At 56.3% G+C, this 24814-nt stretch carries 22 protein-coding genes; 5 read left to right on the top strand and 17 right to left on the bottom strand.

Translation table 11 applies throughout. The annotated features are described in order from the left end of the window. Window positions 1–159: 159 nt before the first annotated feature. The 4 genes from minE to MIM_RS14055 form a co-directional block, all read right to left on the bottom strand. Entirely contained in the window at window positions 160–444 is a 285-nt protein-coding gene (minE, locus tag MIM_RS14070) for a cell division topological specificity factor MinE (RefSeq protein WP_025373399.1), read from the bottom strand. Window position 445: 1 nt separating this feature from the next. After that, window positions 446–1261, bottom strand: coding sequence for a septum site-determining protein MinD (minD, locus tag MIM_RS14065; RefSeq protein ID WP_025373398.1), 816 nt, complete (start codon window positions 1259–1261; stop codon window positions 446–448). A gap of 97 nt (window positions 1262–1358) precedes the next feature. Next, a complete protein-coding gene (gene minC, locus MIM_RS14060) occupies window positions 1359–2255 on the bottom strand; it encodes a septum site-determining protein MinC (protein ID WP_025373397.1) in 897 nt (298 codons plus the stop codon). Window positions 2256–2275: 20 nt separating this feature from the next. Beyond that, complete coding sequence (locus MIM_RS14055) at window positions 2276–4036, bottom strand: glutamine--tRNA ligase/YqeY domain fusion protein (protein ID WP_025373396.1); 1761 nt, start codon at window positions 4034–4036, stop codon at window positions 2276–2278. Window positions 4037–4141: 105 nt separating this feature from the next. Here MIM_RS14055 and MIM_RS14050 point away from each other — a divergent pair, with 105 nt between their 5' ends. Then, the gene (locus MIM_RS14050) at window positions 4142–5302 is read left to right on the top strand and encodes a cytochrome ubiquinol oxidase subunit I (protein ID WP_025373395.1); all 1161 of its coding nucleotides are present in this window, start codon (window positions 4142–4144) and stop codon (window positions 5300–5302) included. Beyond that, the gene (locus MIM_RS14045) at window positions 5299–6354 is read left to right on the top strand and encodes a cytochrome d ubiquinol oxidase subunit II (RefSeq protein WP_025373394.1); all 1056 of its coding nucleotides are present in this window, start codon (window positions 5299–5301) and stop codon (window positions 6352–6354) included. The genes MIM_RS14050 and MIM_RS14045 overlap by 4 nt, the downstream gene beginning before the upstream one ends. Here MIM_RS14045 and MIM_RS14040 read toward each other — a convergent pair. The 5 genes from MIM_RS14040 to MIM_RS14020 all read right to left on the bottom strand — a co-directional run bounded on the left by MIM_RS14040 (window position 6335) and on the right by MIM_RS14020 (window position 11029). Beyond that, a complete protein-coding gene (locus MIM_RS14040) occupies window positions 6335–7813 on the bottom strand; it encodes an ATP-binding protein (RefSeq protein ID WP_025373393.1) in 1479 nt (492 codons plus the stop codon). The two genes, MIM_RS14045 and MIM_RS14040, sit on opposite strands and share 20 nt — an antisense overlap. Beyond that, a complete protein-coding gene (locus tag MIM_RS14035; RefSeq protein ID WP_014750106.1) occupies window positions 7810–8517 on the bottom strand; it encodes a response regulator in 708 nt (235 codons plus the stop codon). The genes MIM_RS14040 and MIM_RS14035 overlap by 4 nt, the downstream gene beginning before the upstream one ends. An 86-nt stretch (window positions 8518–8603) precedes the next feature. Continuing rightward, the gene (locus MIM_RS14030; protein WP_025373392.1) at window positions 8604–9311 is read right to left on the bottom strand and encodes a hypothetical protein; all 708 of its coding nucleotides are present in this window, start codon (window positions 9309–9311) and stop codon (window positions 8604–8606) included. Window positions 9312–9365: 54 nt separating this feature from the next. After that, window positions 9366–10061 (bottom strand): N-acetylmuramate alpha-1-phosphate uridylyltransferase MurU, encoded by a 696-nt coding sequence (murU, locus tag MIM_RS14025; RefSeq protein ID WP_025373391.1) that lies wholly within the window; start codon window positions 10059–10061, stop codon window positions 9366–9368. Further along, window positions 10061–11029 carry an aminoglycoside phosphotransferase family protein gene (locus MIM_RS14020; RefSeq protein ID WP_245592879.1) on the bottom strand — a complete coding sequence of 323 codons (969 nt, stop codon included), beginning with the start codon at window positions 11027–11029 and terminating at the stop codon, window positions 10061–10063. The genes murU and MIM_RS14020 overlap by 1 nt, the downstream gene beginning before the upstream one ends. 547 nt (window positions 11030–11576) lie before the next feature. Here MIM_RS14020 and MIM_RS14015 point away from each other — a divergent pair. Genes MIM_RS14015 through rsmA form a run of 3 tightly spaced genes read left to right on the top strand, consistent with a single transcriptional unit; the run spans window position 11577 to window position 16173 of the window. After that, window positions 11577–13880 carry an LPS-assembly protein LptD gene (locus tag MIM_RS14015; protein WP_084459097.1) on the top strand — a complete coding sequence of 768 codons (2304 nt, stop codon included), beginning with the start codon at window positions 11577–11579 and terminating at the stop codon, window positions 13878–13880. Then, window positions 13880–15382 carry a peptidylprolyl isomerase gene (locus tag MIM_RS14010; protein ID WP_025373388.1) on the top strand — a complete coding sequence of 501 codons (1503 nt, stop codon included), beginning with the start codon at window positions 13880–13882 and terminating at the stop codon, window positions 15380–15382. Before MIM_RS14015 ends, MIM_RS14010 begins: the two co-directional genes overlap by 1 nt. 11 nt (window positions 15383–15393) lie before the next feature. After that, window positions 15394–16173 (top strand): 16S rRNA (adenine(1518)-N(6)/adenine(1519)-N(6))-dimethyltransferase RsmA, encoded by a 780-nt coding sequence (rsmA, locus tag MIM_RS14005; RefSeq protein ID WP_025373387.1) that lies wholly within the window; start codon window positions 15394–15396, stop codon window positions 16171–16173. Window positions 16174–16243: 70 nt separating this feature from the next. On the opposite strand, the gene MIM_RS14000 is transcribed toward rsmA, so the two are convergent. The 8 genes from MIM_RS14000 to glyQ form a co-directional block, all read right to left on the bottom strand. Further along, a complete protein-coding gene (locus MIM_RS14000; protein WP_025373386.1) occupies window positions 16244–17401 on the bottom strand; it encodes a glycerate kinase in 1158 nt (385 codons plus the stop codon). Next, the gene (gene pyk / locus MIM_RS13995; RefSeq protein ID WP_025373385.1) at window positions 17394–18851 is read right to left on the bottom strand and encodes a pyruvate kinase; all 1458 of its coding nucleotides are present in this window, start codon (window positions 18849–18851) and stop codon (window positions 17394–17396) included. Before pyk ends, MIM_RS14000 begins: the two co-directional genes overlap by 8 nt. 80 nt (window positions 18852–18931) lie before the next feature. Beyond that, window positions 18932–19345 carry a lactoylglutathione lyase gene (gene gloA, locus MIM_RS13990; protein ID WP_025373384.1) on the bottom strand — a complete coding sequence of 138 codons (414 nt, stop codon included), beginning with the start codon at window positions 19343–19345 and terminating at the stop codon, window positions 18932–18934. 331 nt (window positions 19346–19676) lie between these two features. Continuing rightward, the gene (locus MIM_RS13985) at window positions 19677–20477 is read right to left on the bottom strand and encodes a M48 family metallopeptidase (RefSeq protein ID WP_025373383.1); all 801 of its coding nucleotides are present in this window, start codon (window positions 20475–20477) and stop codon (window positions 19677–19679) included. Further along, entirely contained in the window at window positions 20461–21195 is a 735-nt protein-coding gene (locus tag MIM_RS13980; protein WP_025373382.1) for a lysophospholipid acyltransferase family protein, read from the bottom strand. The genes MIM_RS13985 and MIM_RS13980 overlap by 17 nt, the downstream gene beginning before the upstream one ends. Window positions 21196–21197: 2 nt before the next feature. Then, window positions 21198–21737 (bottom strand): D-glycero-beta-D-manno-heptose 1,7-bisphosphate 7-phosphatase, encoded by a 540-nt coding sequence (gene gmhB / locus MIM_RS13975; RefSeq protein ID WP_025373381.1) that lies wholly within the window; start codon window positions 21735–21737, stop codon window positions 21198–21200. Next, on the bottom strand, window positions 21734–23869 hold the full coding sequence (glyS, locus tag MIM_RS13970) for a glycine--tRNA ligase subunit beta (protein WP_025373380.1): 2136 nt from the start codon (window positions 23867–23869) through the stop codon (window positions 21734–21736). Before glyS ends, gmhB begins: the two co-directional genes overlap by 4 nt. Further along, on the bottom strand, window positions 23866–24768 hold the full coding sequence (gene glyQ / locus MIM_RS13965) for a glycine--tRNA ligase subunit alpha (RefSeq protein ID WP_025373379.1): 903 nt from the start codon (window positions 24766–24768) through the stop codon (window positions 23866–23868). Before glyQ ends, glyS begins: the two co-directional genes overlap by 4 nt. Window positions 24769–24814 lie beyond the last annotated feature (46 nt).

Raw genomic sequence — 24814 nt, 5'->3', positions numbered from 1 at the left:
TGAAAAGGTCAGCACGTTGCTGACCTTTTTACATGAAAAGAGAAAGACCGGCTTCTGCATCAGGCGGAATCCGGTCTTTCTTTTTTGGTATGCACTGCATGCACGGCGGTGCAGCGTTGGCAGGAGTTATTTCAACTGTGATGGCCGTGCACAGCCCGCTTAACCGACCTTGGCGACCGCGTCTTTGGGATCCTGAGGCATTTCGATTTTGACTTCAAGTACTTCCAGATTGCCATGTTTGTCTACATTGACTTTCAGGTCTTCCGGATTGATAGTGATGTACTTGGAAATGACTTCGATCAGATCTTTTTGCAGTTGAGGAAGAAAATCCGGTGCGCTGGCCGTGCCTTCATTGCGTTCATGCGTGATGATGAGCTGCAGGCGTTCTTTGGCAACGCTGGCCGATGACTTTTTTTCACCAAGAAGAAATCTCAGGAAGGACATATTACTTGCCTCCAAAAAGTCGTTTGAAGAAGCCCGGTTTGTTGTAGTCGGTAAAGCGCAACGGTCTTTCTTCACCCAGGTAGCGGGCGACGATGTCCTGATAGGCTTCAGACACGTCAGAATCTTTCAGATGAATAGCAGGAACGCCGGAGTTGGACGCCTGCAAAACGGCTTCTGATTCGGGTACGACGCCAATCAGCTTGATGCGCAGGATGTCTTCGATATCTTTCAGGGACAGCATTTCGCCGTCTTCTACACGTTTCGGACTGTAGCGGGTGAGCACCAGGTATTCCTTGACGGCCTCTTCTCCCTTTTCGGAGCGGCGCGACTTGGAAGACAGGATACCCAGAATGCGGTCAGAGTCACGTACCGAGGAGACTTCGGGGTTGGTCACAACCAATGCATCGTCGGCAAAATAGGCGGCCATGAGTGCGCCGGTTTCAATGCCGGCGGGCGAATCACATACGATATATTCAAAATCCATTGCCTTGAGGTCGTTCAGCACTTTTTCCACGCCTTCGCGTGTGAGTGCATCCTTATCGCGGGTTTGTGACGCAGGCAGGATGAACAGGTTTTCCAGCTGTTTGTCCTTGATCAGCGCCTGATTCAGCGTCGCTTCACCCTGGATGACGTTGACAAAATCGTACACGACGCGGCGTTCACATCCCATGATAAGGTCAAGGTTACGCAGGCCGACGTCGAAATCGATGACGGCTGTCTTGTGGCCACGCATGGCTAGACCGGATGAAAAACTGGCGCTGGTGGTGGTTTTGCCCACGCCGCCTTTACCTGAAGTTACCACAATGATGCGAGTCATGTAAGGTTATTCCTATATATCCGTATGGCTGTAAGTGCCGATATCTTAACGCATATCGGTATGAATTTCTTTTAAAAAAGGTTACGGGGGAGCGGTCCTATCCCTGACCGCTATTGTCACCCGGGATGAATTTGAGCGTTTCGTTGTCCAGTTCAACAATAACCGGCTTTTTGTTCAGCTGTGGTTCGATATCGGCATCGATGACGCGATAGATACCGGCTATGGCAAGCAGCTCCGCATCCAGATGAGAGGTGAAAATCCGCGCCGAGGCATTGCCACGGGCACCCGCGATGGCCTTGCCGCGCAGCGGGCCGTACACATGGATGTTGCCGTCGGCAATCACTTCGGCACCACGGCTGACGACACCGATCACGATCAGGTCGCTGTTACGGGCATAGACGCGCTGACCGGAACGCAGCTGGCGCGCCAGCACCATGGTGGGGACGGGGACCGGTACTTCGCGAATGGTTTCGCGGATGATCGGTTCCGCCGGGCGAGCTGGGGTGCGTGGCGCTGTCGGCGCTTTCCGCGCATTGGCTGGAGGTGCTTTGGGCTCGGGCGGCGTCTCTTTTTCCGTTGCGGTGGCCACTGTTTGTACATGGGCGGCCGGTGCCAGTTTGACCGCATCAGCTACCGGTTCGGTAAGCAGCGTGGGCTCTGGCGGCTGGCGCTGATTGAGGGTAGAGATGTCAACCTTGGACAGGCCCGCCTGGCGGGCGCTGTCAATCAGGGCACCATCGGGACCCATCACACCGATAACAGGCAGCTTGAGCCTGGTCAGCAGCGCCACCAGTTCAGCCCAGTCGGGCGCGCTGGTCAGGCCGCTGATGTCCAGGACGACCGGCTCGTTTTCGAACAGGCTGCCTGCTTCAGCCATTTTCTGTTCCAGCGCCTGCTGCAGCGCTGCGGTATCGGCACTTTTCAGTTCGATCCGGATAACAAAAAGCGAGGCGCTTTTGAATTCGAGGGCAGAGGAAGAGGATTTGGAAGCCACGTTTCAATTCACTTTAATAATTAGGACCATGAATCCCGCAGCGTAACACAGCGGTTCAATACAGGGGTTTCGGGAGTGGAGTCCTGAGAGTCTGCCACAAAATAACCCAGGCGTTCAAATTGCCAGCGGGCACCGGGTGTGGCGGTAAAGCCCGGTTCAAGCCAGGCACTGACGCGTTGCACCGAGTCGGGATTCAGATAGTCGAGGAAATCCTTGTCGCCACTGTCGGGAGACGGATCGGTGAACAGGCGGTCGTAGAGCATGACAGTGGCCGGCACAGCATGCGCCGCACTGATCCAGGTGATATTTCCTTTGACCTTGACGCTGTCGGCGCCGGGTGTGCCGCTCTTGGTATCGGGAAGGTATTCTGCGTAAACCTGTGTGATGTTGCCAGCCTCATCCTTGTCAAAGCCGGTGCATTTAATCACATAGGCATATTTGAGCCTGACGGTATTACCAGGGAACAGGCGGAAATATTTTTTGGGCGGCTCTTCGCGGAAGTCGTCGCGCTCAATCAGCAATTCGCGCGAAAAGGGGAACTGGCGCCGGCCGGCCTGCGCGTCGTGCGGGTTACGCGGTGCACTGCAGTCTTCAGTCTGACCCTCGGGATAATTGGTGATAATAAGCCTGATTGGATCAAGCACGGCCACGCTGCGCTCGGCAATCGGATCCAGGTCATCACGCAGTGCCTGTTCCAGCAGGCTGTAGTCAATCCGCGAGTCGGACTTGGATACGCCCAGGCGATCGCAGAACAGCTTGAGGGCCGAAGGGGTGTAACCACGGCGGCGCAGCCCCGCGAGCGTGGGCATGCGCGGGTCGTCCCAGCCGGTGACATGGCCTTCGCGCACCAGTTGCAGCAGCTTGCGCTTGCTGGTAACCACATGCTTGAGGTTGAGGCGCGCAAATTCATATTGACGGGGCAGCGGGTCACGCAACTGGCCCAGTTCTGTCAGCCGCGCCAGCAGCCAGTCGTAAAACGGCCGCTGGTCTTCAAATTCCAGCGTGCAGATGCTGTGCGTAATGCCTTCCAGCGCATCTTCTATCGGATGGGCGTAGGTGTACATGGGGTAGATGCACCAATCATTGCCTGTACGGTGGTGCGCTGCATGGCGAATGCGATAGAGCACAGGGTCCCGCATATTGATATTGGGTGAAGCCATGTCCACCTTGGCGCGCAGGGCCAGGCTGCCGTCAGGGTGCTTGCCTGCTTTCATTTCACGCAGCAGCGCCAGCGATGATTCGGCTGAACGATCGCGCCAGGGCGAATTGACGCCGGCCGAGGTCAGCGTACCGCGGTTTTCACGGATCTGTTCGGGTGTTTGCTCGTCGACATAGGCGTAACCGCCATTGATGAGCGCTTCAGCGAACGCGTACATGTAGCCGAAGTAGTCACTGGCGAAATAGCGATTTTCATCGCCATCGGGACCTTTGGTGGTAAAGCCCAGCCAGGCCAGCGTGTCGTCAATGGCGTCCACATATTCCTGTTCTTCTTTTTCCGGATTGGTGTCGTCAAAGCGTAAATGGCAGATACCACCGTAATCGCGTGCGAGGCCGAAATTCAGGCAGATGCTTTTGGCGTGACCAATATGCAGGTAACCGTTAGGTTCGGGCGGAAAGCGGGTGCGGATACGGGCAGGATCTTTCGGCGCATTCTGCAAAACCGAGGCGGGTCCGGGCTCGCCAGCCCATTTTTTTGATTGATAGCGATCATTACTCAGATCGTTCTCAATGATGGTTCGCAAAAAATTGGAGGCGGGAAGCTCAGGTGTTGAAGCGGACATATTTTAAAATTTCAGTAAATCGATAATATCGACCATTTTGCCATGTTCAGCGGTTAGACTCTTGGGAATCGCTCAACTGCCCAGAAATTTAAACTGCTATCGAGAATGTGGGATATTTCATCATTACAGCTGGCAAAACTGCAGTTTTTCAGTTCGCTGTCCTTCTTTTCCGTTTTCGGACTGTCTACAGTCGTTTTGGGCTGGATATTGCTATTTTGCAAAGGGATGACCCACCGCAAGGCTGCCGATGGCCGCTGGATGGAAATGTATCGCTTCTGGGTGCGTATTTTTGCACTCTCGATCACTGTGTCACTGCTTGGGATGGTTTTTCTCCTGATCCAGACCGGCGCGCTATGGCCTAATCTGTTGGTGCGACTGGGCCCCGTCAGCGGTCCGCTGATCGTCCTGATTGCAGCACTCACTTTCGTTATCAAATTGTTCGTGACCGACGTCATGCTGTATCGTCAGGGCACGCTCTCCTCGTGGTTGCATAGCATTTTTGTACTGCTGGCAGCACTTGGCCTGACCATCATTGCCACATTGCTGATCTGCTTTCAGAGCTGGCTGCATTTTCCTGCCGGGCTGGTACCCGACACCAGTCCGCTTACCCTGATTGACTGGCGTGTGTTGATCCTGCAGGCCCAGGCCTGGCATCGTATCGCGTTCATGATTTCACTGGCCTGCCTGGGCGTGGGCGGGCTGATGGTGTCAATCAGCGCCAGTGAAGCGCTGGCCAAACCCCTGAATGCGGCCGAGCAACTGGGGTTCAGGATCGGCGCCGGGTTGGTGGTACTGGGGCTGGGCCTGCTGGCCGTCTGCTGCGTGCTGTTTCAAGCCGAGCTGTTCCGACAGGACACGCCGTTGCCGACGATTGCGCTGTGGGCGCAAAAACTGGTGCTGGGCCTGTTACTGCTGCTTGCGGTGGTGTCGTTGTTCCAGTGGGGCTGGTATTTGAAACGGCGCAGTGAATTTGGCAAACTGCCGCGCTGGGCGCAGCATGCGCTGGTGTGGGTTGGTCCGGCCAGCTGGCTGGTATTGTGGCTCACGCTGATCCTGCTGTCGCTGCGCGATGGGCAGTATTTCGTACATGGGCTGATTACCTACGCCGAAGCGTTCAGCAGCGAGCAGAGCGGTGTGCTGATTGCTACGGTCACCCTGGTTATGTGGCTTTTGTTTGCCATGATTCTGGCCGGCTTCATTTTCCTGGCGCGCCGCGCCGCGCGCTACGGAGTCGTGCCTGTACGTAAGATCCGGAGAACAGCATGATTGACACTCTGGCAGGCTCCTTAGGACTCAATAGCTACGATCCGGGCTTCTGGATGCCGTTGCTTTGCTTTACCGTTTTTCTTGGTGTATCCATTGCCGGCGCCGTTCTGGATGGTTTCGATCTGGGCGTGGGCATGCTGATGCCTTTTGCTACCGAGGAGCAGCGCGCCAGGATGTTCACCTTCCTTGGCCCGTGGCGGGACATGAACGTCTTGTGGATTTTCTTCGGTTGTGCCATTCTGCTGTCGGCCTTTCCCAAGGCATGGGCGTATGTGAGTGGCGCGCTGTATTTGCCGTTGATGTTGCTGGCGGCGGGGACCTTGCTGCGCGGCGTGGCGTATGAGTTTCGTCTGCGTGCGCTGGCGGCTGGCCGCTCCGTGTTCGCCACCGCGTTTGCCATTGGTTCGTTGCTGACCGCTTTCGGGCAAGGCCTGGTGCTTGGCCGAATCGCGGTTAACTTCGGTACCGAACCGGGCAGTCAATTGTTTGCCGTGTTCATTGCGCTGTGTACCGTTGCGGCGTTCATGTTGCTGGGCGGCACCTGGTTGCTGATGCGGGTGGAAGATGACCTGCAACTGCAGGCCAGGGGCTGGGTGCGTCGGGCGTCCCGCCTCACGGCGGCAGGCGTGGTGGCGGTGTCGGTGGCGCTGGGTATGGTCAACGGCGGCGTGTTTTTCAAGTGGACGGAAACGACCAGGCTGCCGATGTTGCTGATTGGCTGGTTTGCCTTGCTGGCCATGTTCGTATTGATCGAACTGGTCGTGCGCAAGGTGCAGCGCGTGCGCATCCTTATCTGGTTGCCATTCATCCTGACCGTTCTGGTTGTGCTGAGTGTGATCGCCGGACTGGTGTTCAGTATTTTCCCGTTTTTCGTACTGGATGAACTGACTATCTGGGAGAGTGTGACCGGTTTGGGAACCACCCGTTTGCTGGTCGTTGCCTTCGCCTTATTCCTGGTAGCATTGCCGCTGGTCACTCTATGGTATTACAGGGATATGCTGGGCAAGGAGCGCAAGGCGAAGGATGTGTCGTTTATGAAGCGGGTGGATTAACCTGAGGCAGAGTGACTGTTACCAGCAGGCCGCCGCTGTCGCTGCTGCCCAAAGTCAGTTTGCCGTGATGTGCGCTGACAATGGTTTCAGCCAGAGATAGGCCCAGGCCCACACTGCCGGTCATGGTGCGGGCCGAATCCAGTCGCGAAAACGCGCGCAGTGCTTCTGCGCGGCGCTCTGCCGGAATCCCATCGCCATGATCGGCAACAGCAATCATGACCTGTTCATCGGTCAGGGTCAGGCTGACATCAACCGGCGGACGACCATGCTTGAGGGCATTGCTGATCAGATTGTCCAGAACGCGCCCCAATGATAAGGTATCGACGCTGACATAGGCAGTCCCGGACGGCAGCGCCTGCAAGTGCACCGGACTGCCGGCATCGTGCCAGGACGCGACGCGTTCTTCAACCCACTCGCGGATATTGACAGACTGGAATTTGTAGGTGGCCAGGTCTGATCCGCGCACATAGTTGATGAACTGATCGATCATGTCCTGCATTTCATGCACGTCGTTACGCATGCCTTCCTTGAACGTCACGTCATCGGTCAGCTCTACACGCAGGCGCATGCGTGCCAGCGGGCTTTTCAGATCATGAGGCAGCCCGGCCAGCAGGGTTTGCTGTACGGCCTTGGACTCTTCCAGTGCATCCAGCATGGCGTTGAAGCGTTCGCCCAGCTGACGGGTTTCGGTCGGTCCCGCCGGGGTAACGCGTTCCGGTTGCCCTTGCGCCAGCTTGTCTGCGGCCAGGGTGAGACGGGTTAGCGGTCGTGTGATATGCCAGGCGAATCCGGCGGCCAGGATCAGCAACAGGCCTGTCAGGCTCAGCCAGGCGATACTGATCGCATGCATGTTCGGCGGCTGAATACGGTCCAGCGGAATCACCAGCCATTCGCGAATGAATTGCGTGCCATCGTCGTCATCCGATTGCAGGGAGATGAACATGCGCGGGGTGGGGCCGCGCGTCAGGCCGACGCGGGTACCGTCATCCAGCTCCATGTTCAGTCGCCTGACGATTTTCAGAATGTCATTGCTGGGTTCTTCGCCAAAGCGTGGCGGTGGTGGTGGCGGCTTTGGAGCCCCCCGCTGACGGGCGCGCTCTACTTCACGGGCCGCTTCCGGTATGGGTGGCGGCGGTGGCGGAGGTGATACGTGATAGTCCAGTGTGCCACCCTTGCGGCGTCGATTGGCATAAGGATCTGCGCGAGACAGCAGATACCAGCGTTTCTGTGAAGCCTCGATAATGAATTCGGCCCGGCGGTTTTCAGGAATCTGAGAGACGGCAGAACGCAGTGTGCGAATGGTTGTAGATAAATAATTGACAACCACATCCTCCAGGAAACGTTCCTTGATATAGTTGCCGACTGCGAAGCTGCCCAGTTGCACCAGAATGACGGTGCCAAGAATGAAGAGGATCATCTGCAGCCGCAGGGAGCGCGGCCACAGCGAGGGTTTTATCATGCGTCAGGAGAGAATCGGTAACCAATGCCCCAGACGGTCTGAATCCAGCGCGGATCTTTGGGATCATCTTCCACGGCGCGACGCAGACGCAGAATGGCAATGTCAATGGCGCGGTCATTGCGTTCGCCTTCGTCGTCATCGCGGGCCAGTGCCAGCAAACGTTCACGGGACAGCGGTTTGCCGGAGTTTTTGACCAGCGCTTCGAGCAGGTTGATTTCACCTCCTGTGAGCTTGACCTGAACATTATCCTTGAACAACTGACGCCGGGCCGGATCAAAGGTGAAGGGGCCGAAATGCACGGGCGTTTCCTTGACCAGCGCAGAAGCGCCTTTTTTACGCCGCAGCACAGTCTCGATACGCGCCAGCAGTTCGCGCGGGTCAAAGGGCTTGCCCAGATAGTCGTCGGCACCGGATTCCAGGCCGATAATGCGATCCGCCGTTTCGTCCTTTGCGGTGAGCAGAATGACGGGAATGTCTTCATTCTGTGCACGCAGCCTGCGGCAGGTTTCCACACCGTCGCCCCCCGGCAGCATGCGATCCAGCACGATCAGGTCGGGCGAGAATTTGGTGATGCGCTGGGTAATATCACTGGCGTCGGGCGCGAGCAGGGTATCGTAACCGTGGCGGTTCAGATATTCCGCGAGAAGCTGGCGCAGGGCAGGATCGTCATCGACGACGAGAATTTTTGTCAGTTGCTTGTCCATAGTGCCTCATCTTGCCAAAGGGTGGAAAGAAGCGCAAGCGGTCGAAATACAATGAAATCAGAAAGCTTAACCGTTTGCGCAGTGCATTAGCGGCTGACCTGGAAAGTGCGTGTGGTTAAAACCTTTCCGGTTGCCACATTTGTGATTTTAACCGTAACGCGGCGAGCAGTCATGGTAGGTGGTATGTCCACGGTTCCGTTTGCCTGCTGAAAATCGGTCACGTCGAGCATGATCGGCTCCAGATCGGTTGTACCCGAACGACCATTACGGTAACGGCCATTAACGGAAAATTCGATCGACGCCTGAAAGTCGGGATCCTGTTCATTTTTCTTCATGAGCAGCATGCTGTATTCCAGTTTACCCATCGGGCCACCGAATTCGCCAACGCGAATCCCCAGTGCGCTTCCGCTGGGATCGGCCGGAATGACCTTTTTGATCAGCACCAGATTGTCGCTCAGGTCTTTGGCCTGGGCCTGAACCTTATTCAACGTTTCGGTCTGTGCATCCAGCTGGGACTGAAGGGTATTGCGTTGCTGTGTGACAGATTCCAGTTGTGATTGCAATTGCTGGCGATCGGTGGAGAGCGACGTAACCTCGCCGGTCAGCTTATTGGACTCGTCCAGGCTCAGGCGCTTCGGGCCGTAATTGGTTTGCAAAAACCAGTAACCGCCGGCACCAATGATAATGCCGGTAAACAAGATGCCCACCCATGGGGGCATGCGGCGATGGCGGCGACGGCTGCTGGTTTCAAAAACAGAAGGTTTAAAGGTGGCTCTTTTGGAAGATCCAAACATGAGTATTTCGTCCAAGTATCAACAGTAACGTATTGTACATTTTCCACTGACTGTTTAGCGGGTGCTACGCAGTTGCCGGTCAAGTTCAGCCAGACGTGCCGGTGTGCCGACATCGGTCCAGCGACCTGTGTAATGATAGCCTTCGACCGAGCGGGTAGCCATCGCCATGCGCAGTAACGGCGCAAGCGGCGCCGGCTGATCCGGGTCGGTATTGCGGAACAGGCTGGGGTGAAAGACGCCGATACCGGCATAGGTCAGGGCGGTGTTGCCATTCTGACGCGGGCTCAGGTAGCCCTGCGAATCCAGGCTGAAATCCCCTTCGGGATGGTGTTCCGGATTGTCCACCATCAGAAGCCATGCCTGGGTAGGCGAATCGTGCAGCCGGTTGACCACACTGACAGCCTGCATGGGATTCCAGTCGCACCAGACATCGCCATTAATAACCAAAAATGGTTGATCACCCAGTAGCGGCAGGGCATGGGCGATGCCACCGGCCGTTTCGAGTGCGATGGTTTCCGGGGAGTACTGGATCGCGACATCGAACTGACTCCCGTCGCCCAGCGCTTCCTCCAGACGTTCGCCCAGCCAGGCATGGTTGATGACGACATCGGTAATGCCGACAGCAGCCAGGCGTTCCAGATGATGGGCAATCAGCGGTTTGTCATTGACGGGCAGCAGCGGTTTCGGCAGGGTGTCGGTCAGCGGACGCATGCGTTCGCCGCGTCCTGCTGCCAGAATCATGGTTTGAATCAAAATGTGTATCCTACTTTCGTTTCGATGTTGTCCAGACGGTCCAGCAGTCGCAGCAGCGGACGGAACGCATTGTAGCGGGCGGCAACCTGACGGACGTAGGCATTCACCCTGGGCATATGCTGCTGGTAGTGGGTTTTGCCGTCACGGATTGAGAGCCGGGCAAAGACGCCCAGGATGCGTAAATTACGCTGCAACCCCATCCATTCATACTCAACGTGGAAGTCGGCAAAGTCTGCCGGAACCGGAATGCCGGCCTTTTTTGCCTGTTCCCAGTAGCGGATGGCCCAGTCCAGTTGCTGCGGTTCTTCCCAGGTGGTGCGCGCATCCATGACCAGCGAAGCCAGATCGTAGGATACCGGGCCGCATACGGCGTCCTGGAAATCAATGACACCCGGGCCGGCACCGTTTTCCGGATGATCGTTGATCATCAAATTGGGCGAATGGTAATCGCGGTGTACAAAGCAGGTTGCCTGCTGCGCGTTGCGTGTCGATAGCATATCGAAAATCGAGTTCAGCGTCTGGCTTTCCTGGTCTGACATAGCGCTGTTGCAGTGGCGCGTCACGTACCAGTCGGGAAACAGGTTCAGTTCTTCGCGCAGCCTGGCATTGTCATAGACGGGCAGTTGGGTGGAAGGCACCTGCTGCATCCGGACCAGCGCCTGCAGCGCGCCCTGGTAATGTACCTGCAAGGTTGCATCGTCAATCCCGTTGACTATACGCTGATAAAAGGTATCGTGACCCAGGTCGCTCAACAGCAGCAGGCCCTGGTCTGCCTGCGCTTCAAGGATTTTCGGCACGTTCAGTCCGGCCTGATTCAGGCGTGTGGCAATATCTACAAACGGACGGCAGTCCTCATGCGCCGGAGGGGCATCCATAATGATCAGACTGTCGGTAGTCGTGTCTACCCGGAAATACCGGCGAAAGCTCGCATCGCTGGACGCGGGCCGCAAGCTGTCAATACGCATCTCGTATTTTTCCGCAAGCGGCGCCAGCCAGGACTGTATCAGCGCGTAACGGCTATCTGTCACCGGCGTATCAGTGGTCGCTGCAGGGGCGCTGTTGGAGGGAGAGGAAGGGGCGGAGAACGTCGTCATGAATGGTTGTCGTGAAAAAGTATTTGATATCAGAGGGTTGGGCCCAGTTCTGATTTTTTATTTCGGTAAATCGGGCGGGCATTGCCGTTGCCCACGGTAGATAACTATAATAACGGGCTAATATAAAAACCACAGATTACCGGTATTTTATGCGGTATCCTCTGGTTTGTCCTGCATCATCAGGGGGGGCTGACAAGTCCCGATAGCCTGGCGGCGTATGTTGCGGTATGATTTTCCCGTCTCATTCCCGGGAACGGGGTAACAGGACAGGTTTCTTCAATTATTTCCGGTAAAAAGCACAGTGCGAAAGATCTGTCACCTATTTCTTCTGACCGTATCCCCGATTGCCTTTGCCCAGACCGGTGTCCTTGTGCCCGGGGTAGGCCAGTCATCGGCACCGCGGCTGTATGTATCACCCATGCTAACCAGTCCGTCGCTGAACAATGACGAGATCATCACGTTCACCGATAGTGCGCGTGCAGACATTACCAACAACACCAATACGATTACCCTTGACGGCAAGGCGCAGATTCGCCGGCCGGATGCCATTCTCAAGGGTGATACCATCGATTATGACCGAAGCACCGGCACGGTAACGGCAACCGGCAATGCCCGCCTGTTTCGTGACGGCAATCTGATCACCGGTCCGGGACTGCGCTACAACGTCGACAAGACAAATGGCACCATTACATCGCCGGTGTACAGTTTGGCAACCGGTGGCCAGGGGCAGGCCAGTGAAGCGAACATCATTGACGATAATCATGTCAATCTGAAGGATGCAACATACAGCGGTTGTAGCTGCGTTGAGCCGTTCTGGCAGATCCGTTCGAACAATGTTGACCTGTACAACGATGAAAACGAGGGGATCGCCGAGAACGGCACGCTATATATTAAAGGCGTGCCGGTGATGTGGTCGCCGTATCTGACCTTTCCGATACGGGCAGAGAAGAAAACCGGTTTCCTTACGCCAACCTACGGCATGACCTCGCGCAGCGGACTGGATGTTTCCGTCCCGTATTTCATCAATCTGGCGCCACAGTATGATCTGACGCTGGTTCCTCGCTATCTCAGCAAGCGCGGTGCGCAACTCGGGGCAGAGTTCCGTTATCTGCAGCCGAATTATTCGGGTACGCTGGCCGGCACTTATATGTCTAAAGACAACGAGCTGGGCCGGTCCCGCTGGATGTATTCCTGGCGACATATCCAGTCGCTCGGCTCTGTGCTTGGCCTCAATTTCAATCTCTCAATAGACTGGAATGCGGTCTCTGATGATGATTATTACCGTGATTTCACGGACATGACCACTGTCACCCAGGCAGACAAAACGTATCTGAACCGTAATATCACGCTTGGATTTTCCGGCTACAAATACTGGGATGGTTATCTGCAGATTCAAAAATACCAGACTCTGCAGGACGCTACCTCCGACGATATTTATGGCCAGTATGAGAAGGTGCCTGAATTGCGCATCCATGGTGCGCGTTACGACTGGCATGGCCTGGATCTGGAAACCACCAATACACTCACGCGCTTTGAATATCCTACGTATTTTGGTGACAAGCTGACCGATGACGTCATTGATCAGACCGACGGGCACCTGCGTCCGAACGGCACACGCCTGACCTCGTATTCCACTATCAGTTATCCGATAATCAGGCCGGGCTGGTACATTACCCCTAAAGTGGGTATACATGCGTCCCAGTACGAAACCGACTGGTTCACGCGTTACGGTCAGTATTCGTTCTATAGTCAAAGCGGTAACCAGCGACGTTCGATATCGCGCGTTCTGCCTATCGTGTCCCTGGACGCCGGTATGACCTTCGAGCGTGAAACAACGCTCTTTGGTTATCCGTCTACACAAACCCTCGAGCCGCGGCTTTATTATCTGTACATTCCTTATCAGGATCAGAGCGATATCCCCATTTTTGACACTGATGTGAGCCAGTTCGGGTTTGCCAGTGCGTTTTCCGAAAACCGCTATAACGGCGGCTGGGACCGGATCAATAACGCCAATCAGATTACGCTGGGTCTGACTTCGCGCTGGTTTGACCGGGACACCGGTTTTCAGCGTCTGGCCCTGCAAGTGGCGCAGCGCGTGTATTTCAACAGGCAACGTGTCACGCTGCCTTATGAATCGCCACGCATTGGCAGCAAGTCCGACTGGATTTTCGGCGCAGAAGCAGCGTTAACCAATAAGTTCACAACCCAGGCCGCCCTGCAGGTTGACCCTTACCAGGGCAAGACAACCCAGGTTTATGCCTCAGCCAAATGGACGCCCAAGCGCCTGACGACGCTTTCTTTATCCTATCGTTATCAGCGCGACCCCTATGCGGATGAAGAACGCACCGATATCAACCAGGGTAACCCGCTGTCCTACCAGTTACAGGGCAAGGAAACGGTCAGCTTTGCCGGCCAGTGGCCTTTTACCAGAAAGCTCTATGGTGTGGGCAGGGTGGATTACTCGCTTAAAGAAAGTCGCGTCACCCAGCATATTCTGGGTATTGAATATAAAGGCGACTGTTGCTGGACCGGGCGAGTTGTTTTGAAACGTTACGCCGTTTCGAAAGAAGATTCGAATTCTGCTATATTCTTTCAGTTGGAATTGGCGGGATTGGGCTCACTCGGGAAAGATCCGATGGAATTGTTAAGACAGAATGTGCCTGGATACGAAAGTGTCAACACCCCCGTTCCGGCCAGGACATCATTTGAAAGGTATGAATAATGCGTAAATTGGGTTTCATGCGAACAGCAGTTGCTCTCGCCATCCCCGCTATTTTTATTGCTGTGCCACCAGCAGCGCTGGCCCAACAGGCAAAAAAAGGCGGGGCTTCGCAGCAGCGTGCGTCGGGGCAGTTCGCTGATGGTATCGCAGCAGTGGTCAATAATGAAATCATTACCATGCGTGAGCTACAGCAGCGGATGGCCAGCAATCGGGTGACCACCGGCGGACAGAACCAGGCCCAGCAGGTGGTACTGCAGTCGATGATTGATGAAAAACTGATGCGCCAGGACGCCGAGCTATACGGCATCCGGGTGACCGATGCGCAACTGTCTCAGGCCATGGCCAATATCGCCCAGCGCAACAATCTGCCGCCCGAAAAATTGCGGCCGGCCATCGAACAGATGGGCCTGAACTGGGATGACTATGTGCGTAACCTCCGTAATGAAATGGTGATGGAAGAGTTGCGCACCCGAATCATTCAGAGCCGTGTCAATATCAATGAATCCGATGTGGATGCCTTTCTGAAACAGAACCCCACCGGTCTTTTGCCAGGCCACGCTGCCGAAAGACAAAACCAGCCCAAGCCGCCGCCACAAAAACAGGTGGTGGTGGAACGTTCATTTGTACCCAAGGCAGTTGCCCTGCAACATATTTATATTCGCGTGCCCGATAATTCCTCAGAAGACGTGGTTGCAGCTGCGCGCAAGAAAGCAGACGCCGCGATGGCAAAATTGCGTCGCGGTACAAGCTTTGACAGTGTCGCCAAGGAATATTCTGACGGACCCGAAGCATCGTCCGGCGGTAACCTGGGTATCCGCATGTTCGAAGATTGGCCTTCGCTGTTTGTGAATATGACCAAGAAAGTACCGGATGGACGCACCACCGGAGTTTTCAAGGCGCCTAACGGCTTCCATATTCTCAAAGTGGTAGAGCGTCGTGGTCTGGTCCAGGAAAACAAGCGCGTCGTTACGGTACAGCCGTCAGCACCACCGCCACCACCGGTGCCGCCTATCGAAAAAATGGCGACGCAGAAGGGGCCGGTGAATATTACCGAGACCAAGCTCAAACATATTCTCGTCAAGATTACGCCTGTCTTCTCTGATCAGCAGGCCCGTGCAAAAATCGATGACGTTCGCAATCAGATAGAAGGCGGTATGTCATTTGAGGATGCAGCCAAAAAATACTCACAGGATACCTCAGCACCACTGGGTGGGGAAATCGGCTGGGTTCCGCCAGGCGCTTCTGACCCTGCTTTCGAGAAAGCCATGAATGCCTTGCAGCCGGGTCAGCTGAGTGCGCCCGTGCGTTCGCAATATGGCTGGCACCTGATCACGGTCGAAGACCGTCGCAGCTCAGACAAACAGCCGGAAATCCGTCGTAATCTGGCGCGTCAATCGCTCTACCAGAAACGCGCTGAACCGGTATATGAAGACTGGCTGCAGCAGTTGCGCGCCAAGGCATATATTGATAACCGTCTGACGCAACAGAAAAGCCGACCCTAGAGCGAAACAGAATGGCAGTTCATCAGGCCCGCAAGCGTTTCGGTCAGAATTTCCTGACCGATGAAAGTGTGATCGAATCCATTGTGCGGGCCGTCAGCCCTGAGCGCGACGATACGGTTATCGAAATCGGACCGGGCCTGTCGGCACTGACCGGCCCATTACATGACCGCGTCGCGCATCTGGATGTGATTGAGATTGACCGCGATCTGGCGGCACGATTGCGCAAGCGCTTTGCGCCCGAGCGGCTCACGGTGCATGAGGCCGACGCCCTCAAGGTGGATTTTGCTGCTTTCGGCAAAGATCTGCGCGTTGTTGGCAATCTTCCCTACAATATTTCCAGCCCGTTGCTATTTCATCTGGTGGCATTTGCCGACCATGTTCGCGATCAGCATTTTATGCTGCAAAAAGAAGTGATTGCCCGTATGGTGGCGCGGCCGGGGGATGGCGACTATGGCCGCCTGTCTGTCATGCTGCAAGTGCGCTACGCTATGCAGCATCTGTTTGATGTGCCACCCGAAGCGTTTGACCCGCCGCCCAAGGTCACGTCTGCCGTCGTACGCATGGTGCCGTTGCCGGCAACGCGGGCGCAGGCAAAAAGTGAACGCGCTTTCTCGCAGGTCGTGGCGCGGGCATTTTCACAACGCCGCAAAATGTTGCGACGGGTGCTGGCAGACTGGCAGATAGACTGGGCCCAGCTAGACATCAAAGAGACTGCCAGGGCAGAAGAACTGTCGGTGACTGACTATATCCGGCTGGCAGATTATCTGGTCGAGCAGGGCGTGCTCGCCTGACAACCCATATCACGAATAGCATCGCAGTGTGCCCGTGCGCAGGCACGGTTCATTTGTATGCCTGCGCACGTCAAGTCTGGCGGGCGCGGCGTCCGGCCAGAAAAACAGCAATGATGTCCCGGCTACGCTGCATCAGCAATTGCCGGGTTTGCTGCATGGTATCTTTCAGCGACATCGGTCCGCCGGGCAGGCTGAATGCTGCCGTGATACCACCGTCATAGACTTTGGCAAAATCCTCATGCAGTGAACCGGCCAGGGCGATCAGTGGCACCTGATGTTTTTGGGTCAGCGCTGCAATGCCGGCAATGGTCTTGCCACGCAGCGTTTGCGCATCCAGCCGTCCTTCGCCGGTAATGACCAGATCGGCTTTTTGTATGTGCGCGTCCAGACCGGCATACTCTGCCACCACTTCCACACCAGGTTTGAATGTGGCTTTCAGATAGGCCAGCGCTGCGAAGCCCAGCCCTCCGGCAGCACCAGCGCCCGGCTGGTTTCGTACGTCCTGGCCGGTAGCCTGTGCAGTCAGATCGGCAAAGTGACTCAGGGCGGCATCCAGGAACGGAACATCTTCTGCATTGGCGCCTTTTTGCGGGCCGAAGATCGCCGATGCACCATGGTCGCCGCATAGTGGATTATTCACATCCGAGGCAATCAGCCATTCGATTTGACTCACCCGGGGGTCCAGACCCGACAGATCAATCTGCGCCAGTTCGTAAAGCGCGGCAGGCCCCTGTTCCAGCGGTTTGCCTGCTTTGTCCAGAAACCGGATACCCAGCGCAGAGAGCAGGCCCGTACCTGCGTCATTGGTGGCCGAGCCACCCAGTCCCAGCACAATGCGCCGGGCGCCCTGATCCAGGGCTGCAGACACCAGCTGACCCAGTCCATAGGTGCTGGCGCGTCGAATATCACGTTTGTCTTCAGTAATCTGCTCCAGGCCGGCGGCGCTGGCCATTTCAATAATGGCGGTGTTGTCATGCAGCATGATCCAGGCGGCCCTGATGGGTTCGCCCAGTGCGTTAACCGTATCCAGCGTTTGCAGTGGCGCGCCGGTGCTGCCGGCGATGGCCTCAACCGTTCCTTCGCCGCCATCGGCCATTGGCATCTGTACAAGGGTGGCGTCCGGCGCCACGGTTTTGATGCCGTCGGCAATGGCCTGAGCCACCCCGGATGAGGACAGGCTCTCTTTGAACGAGTCCGGGGCGATCACGATATAAAGGGGTTCAGTCATTCAGAAAATCATCCATGCAAAGCAATTTCATACTGTTGGTTGCACCGATCACGCCATAGTGGTCGCCCTGAAGGAGCAGCACCCAGTCGCCGCGATTAAGCGGTTGGTATTTAAGTAGCTGAGCCATTGCCGCCCGCGCTACATCGGTTTCCGTGACTGCTGCCGGATCAAACTCAACCGGGTACACACCGCGGAACATGGCCACGCGGTTGCGCGTGCTGTCATGCGGCGTGAGGCAGTAGATGGGCACGCCGGAACGAATGCGCGACATGATCAGTGGCGTATGACCGCTTTCGCTTAGCGAGATAATCGCGCGGACCTGATGAAAATGGTTGGCAGCATACATGGCAGCCAGGGCGATGGTTTCATCAAAGCGTGTAAATGTTTCGCCCACGCGATGGCGCGATTGCGTCGTTGTCGGATGTTTCTCGGCGCCTACACAGATGCGTGCCATGGCCTTGACCGTTTCCACCGGATACAGGCCCGATGCACTTTCGCCTGAAAGCATGACGGCGTCGGTGTAATCGAGCACGGCGTTGGCAACATCGGAGACTTCAGCGCGGGTGGGGAACGGATGATTGATCATCGACTCCATCATCTGCGTTGCGGTAATCACGAATTTATTCAGGGTGCGAGCATGGCGAATGATTTTTTTCTGAATGCCGACCAGCTCGGCATCGCCCACTTCCACGCCCAGATCCCCGCGTGCGACCATGACGCCATCACTGGCGGTAATCAGCTCATCAAGCGCCTGATCGTCGGCGACCGCTTCGGCCCGTTCAATTTTGGCGATGATCCAGGCCGAGCTGCCGGCTTCCTGAACCAGACGTCGGGCCTGTTCCATATCGCGCCCATAACGCGGGAAAGACACGGCAACGAAATCCACCCCGATTTCTGCAGCCAGGATGATATCGGCCTTGTCCTTTTCTGTCAGGCTGGGCGCGGAAAGCCCGCCGCCACGTCGATTAATGCCTTTGTTGTTGGAGAGCTCGCCACCCGAGGTTACTGTTGTGTAGACGTTCTGGCCTTCGATCCGTACCACTTCAAGGACGATCCGGCCATCGTCAAGCAGCAGCTCGTCACCAGGCCGGCAATCGGTCACCAGTTCGGGATAATCGATGCCGACGATTTGTGCATTGCCTTTGTCATACGGATAATCGTTGGACAGGATGAATTCCTGACCCTGTTCCAGTACCACTTTCTGGTTTTCAAAGCGGGCAATCCGGATTTTCGGACCCTGCAGGTCACCCAGAATCGCAATATGTACATCAAGCTTGGCTTCCAGCTTACGAATGATCCGGGCGCGTTCGCGGTGGTCGTCTGCTTCGCCGTGAGAGAAATTGAAGCGGGCAACGTTCATCCCCGCCAGAATCATGGCTTCGATCTGGGCTTCGGAAGTGGTGGCGGGGCCTAGTGTGGCAATAATCTTGGTACGACGTCTGGTACTGATCTGCGTAGTCATGTAGGTGATTCCTGGGGCGGGGTCAACGGCGGGCAGCCGTTATGCTGTCTGCAATAAACGGCAGGCTTTTAGCGCAGGCCGGTACCTGCTGCTGCAGAATCCTTTCTTTCAATCAATTCGATTTTGTAGCCATCGGGGTCCTGCACGAACGCGATAACCGTTGTGCCTCCCTTGACCGGTCCGGCTTCACGCGTGACGTTGCCGCCGGCCTTTTTGACTGCCTCACAGGCGGCATAGGCATCGGGTACGCCGATGGCAATGTGGCCGTAAGCATCGCCCAGATCATATTGGGTAACGCCGTGGTTATAGGTCAGTTCCAGTTCGGCCTGATGCGGGTTGGCTTCAAAACCCAGAAAGGCCAGGCTGTATTTGTATTCGGGATTTTCCGAGCGTCGCAGCAGTTTCATACCGATTACATTTGTATAGAATTCAATGGATCGTTCCAGGTCGCCGACGCGTAACATGGTGTGCAGAAATTGCATGTTGTCCTCGTAATGATGGTGGGGTATGTGCGTCCCGGGGACGCGCGTGTCTAGAGTGTCTATCATACACGATCGTTGCCGGTGGAGCCGGTCGGACAGTGGGTTTGGCTGCGTGTTTACTGGCCGTTAACGGTCATTTTTCAATTGTCATAAACCGGTGTTGGCAATGGTGCTTTGCGGCAAACTCAGCGATGCAGAATGGAGCGTGCACGGTCCTTTAATTATTCAGATCAAAGGGTCAATGCAGAGAGCGCAAGGAAACGGGAAGGGGGCGTGATTGGGGCGTGAGGGTGCCGTGCAAATGGCGAGCGGGTCGCCATTGCCGGTTACGTCAGGTTTGCAGGGCAGGCAGGGCCGACATATCGGTTGTTTTCAGTTTCTGCATGGCTGCTTCGTAGTCTGGCAGGATGATGCCCACCTGGTGCCAGAACCGGTCGCTGTGGTTCATCTGTTTCAAGTGAGCCAGTTCATGCGCAATCACATAATCGATGATGTCGGGTGTGAAATGAATGAGACGCCAGTTAAGACGAATACTGCCGTTGCTATTGCACGAACCCCAGCGGGCGCGTGCACGGGACAGTCGCCATGCCTGAAACTGCAGGCCGGCACTGTTTGCAAGCGCGTGGATACGCAGATCGAAATAGTGTAGCGCTTGCGTTTGCAGCCAGTGCGCGGCGGCAGCGCTACGTTGTTCTGCTGTCGCATCGTGTGGCAGTGCCAGCCAGAGCGTGTCCTGTGTTTGCGGGCTGAAGGGGTCGCCATCGAAGCGCGGCACCTTCGAGCCGGTATCAATGTCAATTGAAATGGTCGTGCCCAGATAGGGCAGTTGTGTACAGGCCAGCCAGGACTGTTGAGCCTGGTCGGCCACGGCATTGCGCTGCCGCCAGAACGCCAGCTTCTTCTGGATCCACTCAGCTTTTTCCACAACGGCTTCGTCAATCTGTTTCAGCGAGACCCAGTAGGGCGCTGTCACGCGCAACCCTTCCGTACCGATCACAAAGCCGATACTGCGGCGCCTGCTGCGCGCCAGGGTAAGGGTGATGAGACCGTGCTCGGTGGCTACCGTACGCAGGCGTAAGCCATCGGGCAGGTTCGGGCTGCTGTTGCGAAACAGTTCAGGCTGCGACGTCATGATAGCGTTCCGGATTGAGTACCCGCATTTCGCCTTCGATCCAGCCCCGCACCTCCTCCATCACCTGGTCGGCTGTCCGGCCTGCCGGTTCAATGGGCGGGCCAAAGGAAATGGTGACCAGGCCGGGTTTTTTGGTGAAGGGTTTTTTGGGCCAGCATTCCCCGGCATTATGTGCCACCGGAATAATCGGCGTGTTGGCATGGACAGCCAGCCGTGTGCCGCCCAGCTTGTAATTACCAGCCTGGCCGGGCGGGATCCGTGTGCCCTCGGGAAAGAGTACGGGCGAACGGCCTTCGGCCAGGCGCTGCGTGCCGATTTCCATCACTTGCTGCATGGCATTTTTGCCTTTCTGCCGATCGATGGCGATATTGCGTAAACTGGCCAGGCCCCAGCCGAAGAAGGGAATGTAATTGAGCTCCTTCTTATAGACAAAGCAGGCAGGCCGGCGCAGAAACCAGGCAAAAAACATGGTCTCGTAGGTGGATTGATGCTTGCTCAGATAAATCATCGGCCCGTCGGGTATATTGTGCAGGCCTTTGACTTCATACCGAATGCCCACAATGACCTTGGCGGCCCAGATCACCATGCGTGGCCAGCCTACGGTATAGCGGTAGCGCCAGATAAATGGCAGCGGCAATACCAGCACGCAGCCGACTGCATAAGGCACAACGGTAATGGCCTGAAAAAGCAGGAATAGAACAGAACGTACAAAAAGCATGATCAGGATTCCGTAAGCCAGCTTTCAACCACATCGGCCAGCGTAGGCCTGATTTGCACCGTTTTGGGCAGATTCGGGTCGTTACGGGTTTTCTGCCCGTTGCCTGTTTCCACCAACCAGGTCTGGCAACCGGCCACGTGCGCCGCCGTGATGTCCCTGAGTGAATCGCCGACACATACAACTTCGTGAGCCGGTGCGTCGTAGCGTTTGAGTATTTCCAGGAACATGCCGGGCAGGGGCTTGCGGCAGTTGCATCCGGCATCCGGCAGATGCGGGCACATGAAAATGGCGTCAATCTGGCCGCCGAATGCAGCCAGTTGCTGTTGCATTTTCTGGTGAATGGCAGTCAGATCATCGGGCGTGAACAGGCCACGCCCCAGACCGGACTGATTGGTGGCCACGACCACTTTCCAGCCTGCGCGGGTAAGGCGGGCAATGGCTTCCAGACTGCCGGGCAGGGCCTCCCATTCATCGGCCGATTTAATAAAATCCGGACGATCTTCGTTGATAACGCCGTCGCGATCAAGAATGGCCAGCTTCATTGGGCCAGCCTTGAAATGTCGGCCACCAGATTCATGGTAGCGTGCAGTTGCGACAGCAGGGCCAGTCGATTATTCCGAACGGCCGGGTCATCGGCCATCACCATGACATGGGTAAAGAAATCGTCGACAGCGCTGCGTGTCTGGGCGACGGCCGCCAGGCTTTTCTCAAACTGTCCCTGTGCAGCATCGGCCCTTGCCGTCGCTTCAATCCCATGCAATGCATCGTACAGCGCCTTTTCTGCCGGTTCGGCAAAAAGGGAAGGATCAATGGCGGGCAGATCGCCTTCGGTTTTTTTCAGCAGATTGCCAATTCGTTTATTGGCGGCGGCCAGGCTTTCGGCCTCGGGCAATTGAGCAAACGCCGTGACAGCTTTGATTCTTGCGGCCACTTCCTGCAGTGCTGGCCTTACCGCAATCACTGCATCTACAACGGATTTGGCATAGTCGCCGCTGAGCTGGTTACGATATCGCTCATAAATATAGGTTTGCACTTCGTCTGCTGTGTCTGAATGCAGGGTGCCCGGGCTGAAGGTCCCCATGGCAAATGTCAGCAGCTCAGTCAGATTAAAGCGCGCAGGTGCCGCTGGTGTGCCGGACAGATAACCACCTGCGGCCAGTTGCTCTACCGCACTGATGATCCCCAGCGCAGCGCGGCGCAGGCCGAACGGGTCGCGTTCACCCGAAGGCTGCAGTCCGATGCCCCAGATGCCGACCAGTGTTTCAATGCGCTCGGCAATGAACAGGATCGCTGCGATCAGGTTGTTGTTCGTGACCGGGCTGTCAAACCGGGTGCGGTACTGGTCGTTGAGCGCCTGGACCACTTCCGCGGGTTCGCCGTCGGCCTGGGCGTAGTAACCGCCCATGATCCCCTGCAGTTCAGGGAACTCGCCCACCATATTGGACGTCAGATCGGCCTTGGCCAGTTGCGCAGCGCGATCGGCCAGGGCAACATTGGCGTTCAGGTCTTCGGCAAGGCGTGAGCTGATGCGGCGCAGGCGTTCGATACGCTCATGCTGTGAGCCGAGTTTGTTGTGATAGACGATATTGTCCAGTTGTGCGACACGCGAGGCCAGAGGCTGCTTTCTATCGGTTTCGAAAAAGAATTCGGCATCGGCCAGACGCGGGCGGATCACCCGTTCGTTGCCCTGAATAATATTGGCCGGATCGGCCACATGCATATTGCTGACGATCAGAAATTGATGGATGAGCTTGCCGCTGGCGGGGTCGAACAGCGGAAAATATTTCTGATTCAGGCGCATGGTCAGAATCAGGCATTCCTGCGGTACGGCCAGGAACTTCTCATCGAACTGCCCGACATAAACGGTCGGATGTTCAACCAGCGCTGTCACTTCGTCCAGTAACGGTGCGACCTCGGCCTGGTCTCCCAGGGAGGCGCCCAGTGCTCTGGCCGATTCGTCAAGCTGCTGGCGGATGGCATCGCGGCGTGCTTCGAAAGAGGCAATGACCCGGCCTTTGTCGGCCAGCGTCGCGGCATAGTCATTGGCATGGGCCAATGTGATGGGGCCTGCGCTCATGAAACGGTGGCCGTGTGTGGTATTGCCGGCGTCGATACCCAGAATGGTGACGGGTAAGACAGTGCTGCCGTGCAGCACAACCAGACCATGGACCGGACGCACAAAACGCACACTGGTTTGGCCATCAGCCAGTTGATAACGCATGACCTTGGGAATAGGCAGATCGGCCAGCGCGGTTTCAATGGCGGCCTGCAGCACGTTTTGCAACTGTGCGCCGGCGGCAGTGCCATGGGCCACCAGATATTCCTGCTTGCCATCGGATTCGCGGGCCAGATCTGCCGGCTTCAGGTGTGACAGGTTCTTCGCCGCCAGTTTCTTCTGCAGGGCAGGGGTGGCCTGACCCTGCGCATCCAGGCCCACTTTGACGGGCATGAGTTTTTCGGAAAAGGGCTGGTCGGCGGCAACGGCCAGCACGCTGCTTAGCTGCGCAGCCAGCCGGCGCGGCGTGGCATAGCAGTGGGTCACATTATCAGGACCCAGCAGATGTTGCTTGGCCAGCGCCTGCGTCAGGCTGTCGGCGAACGCCTGACCCAGCTTTTGCAGGGCGCGCGGTGGCAGTTCTTCGGTAAACAGTTCAACAAGTAAGGGCAAATTCATGATACTGCCTTGTTATTCTTGAGCATGGGAAAGCCCAATTGCTCGCGTGAATCATAGTAAGCCTGGGCGACCTTGCGCGACAGATTGCGGATGCGGCCGATGTAGGCAGCGCGTTCCGTGACACTGATGGCGCCGCGCGCATCAAGCATATTGAAGGTGTGGGCAGCCTTCAGGACCGATTCATACGCGGGCAGGGCCAGCGGAATCTCGACCAGTCGGGCCGCTTCCTTTTCGTAGTCGTTGAAGTGCGCAAACAACATATCGGTGTTGGCATATTCAAAGTTGTAGGTGGATTGTTCTACTTCGTTCTGGTGGAACACATCGCGATACAGTACCTTTTCCCCATTGGGCCTCTCGGTCCAGACCAGATCGTACACACTTTCCACATCCTGCAGATACATGGCCAGCCGTTCCAGACCGTAAGTGATTTCGCCCAGAGTAGAGGGGCAGTCTAGGCCGCCTACCTGCTGGAAATAGGTAAACTGAGTCACTTCCATGCCGTTGAGCCAGACTTCCCAGCCCAGTCCCCAGGCGCCGAGCGTGGGATTTTCCCAGTCATCTTCGACAAAGCGGATGTCGTGTTCCTGCGGATTGATGCCCAGTGCTTCCAGGGAACCGATGTACAGATCCAGGATATCCGGTGGTGCGGGTTTTAAGACGACCTGGTATTGATAGTAATGCTGCAGACGGTTGGGATTTTCGCCATAGCGGCCATCCTTGGGGCGACGCGAGGGCTGCACATAGGCAGCGTGCCACGGTTCGGGGCCGATAGCACGCAGAAACGTGGCCGTGTGCGAGGTACCGGCGCCCACCTCCATATCGTAGGGCTGCAGCAGCGCGCAACCTTGGGTATCCCAGTATTCCTGGAGTTTCAGGATAATCTGCTGAAAAGTTAGCATGGACGGACTCAAGAGAATTAGAAAAAGCTGAATCGACGATTTTAAC

Source organism: Advenella mimigardefordensis DPN7, assembly GCF_000521505.1.
Taxonomy (GTDB): Bacteria; Pseudomonadota; Gammaproteobacteria; order Burkholderiales; family Burkholderiaceae_B; genus Advenella; species Advenella mimigardefordensis.
This window is presented reverse-complemented; position numbering and strand designations above follow the sequence as displayed.

Bases quoted from the DNA above. Each gene is read 5' to 3' on its own strand.
- MIM_RS14055 (WP_025373396.1), bottom strand. From the start codon at position 4,036: ATGTCCGCTTCAACACCTGAGCTTCCCGCCTCCAATTTTTTGCGAACC.
- MIM_RS14020 (WP_245592879.1), bottom strand. From the start codon at position 11,029: ATGCGTATTGACAGCTTGCGGCCCGCGTCCAGCGATGCGAGCTTTCGC.
- glyS (WP_025373380.1), bottom strand. From the start codon at position 23,869: ATGAATTTGCCCTTACTTGTTGAACTGTTTACCGAAGAACTGCCACCG.
- MIM_RS14045 (WP_025373394.1), top strand. From the start codon at position 5,299: ATGATTGACACTCTGGCAGGCTCCTTAGGACTCAATAGCTACGATCCG.
- MIM_RS14015 (WP_084459097.1), top strand. From the start codon at position 11,577: ATGCTAACCAGTCCGTCGCTGAACAATGACGAGATCATCACGTTCACC.
- MIM_RS13980 (WP_025373382.1), bottom strand. From the start codon at position 21,195: ATGCTTTTTGTACGTTCTGTTCTATTCCTGCTTTTTCAGGCCATTACC.
- gmhB (WP_025373381.1), bottom strand. From the start codon at position 21,737: ATGAAGCTGGCCATTCTTGATCGCGACGGCGTTATCAACGAAGATCGT.
- MIM_RS14035 (WP_014750106.1), bottom strand. From the start codon at position 8,517: ATGGACAAGCAACTGACAAAAATTCTCGTCGTCGATGACGATCCTGCC.
- MIM_RS14010 (WP_025373388.1), top strand. From the start codon at position 13,880: ATGCGTAAATTGGGTTTCATGCGAACAGCAGTTGCTCTCGCCATCCCC.
- minD (WP_025373398.1), bottom strand. From the start codon at position 1,261: ATGACTCGCATCATTGTGGTAACTTCAGGTAAAGGCGGCGTGGGCAAA.
- MIM_RS14030 (WP_025373392.1), bottom strand. From the start codon at position 9,311: ATGTTTGGATCTTCCAAAAGAGCCACCTTTAAACCTTCTGTTTTTGAA.
- gloA (WP_025373384.1), bottom strand. From the start codon at position 19,345: ATGCAATTTCTGCACACCATGTTACGCGTCGGCGACCTGGAACGATCC.
- MIM_RS13985 (WP_025373383.1), bottom strand. From the start codon at position 20,477: ATGACGTCGCAGCCTGAACTGTTTCGCAACAGCAGCCCGAACCTGCCC.
- MIM_RS14050 (WP_025373395.1), top strand. From the start codon at position 4,142: ATGTGGGATATTTCATCATTACAGCTGGCAAAACTGCAGTTTTTCAGT.
- MIM_RS14040 (WP_025373393.1), bottom strand. From the start codon at position 7,813: ATGATAAAACCCTCGCTGTGGCCGCGCTCCCTGCGGCTGCAGATGATC.
- minE (WP_025373399.1), bottom strand. From the start codon at position 444: ATGTCCTTCCTGAGATTTCTTCTTGGTGAAAAAAAGTCATCGGCCAGC.
- MIM_RS14000 (WP_025373386.1), bottom strand. From the start codon at position 17,401: ATGACTGAACCCCTTTATATCGTGATCGCCCCGGACTCGTTCAAAGAG.
- glyQ (WP_025373379.1), bottom strand. From the start codon at position 24,768: ATGCTAACTTTTCAGCAGATTATCCTGAAACTCCAGGAATACTGGGAT.
- rsmA (WP_025373387.1), top strand. From the start codon at position 15,394: ATGGCAGTTCATCAGGCCCGCAAGCGTTTCGGTCAGAATTTCCTGACC.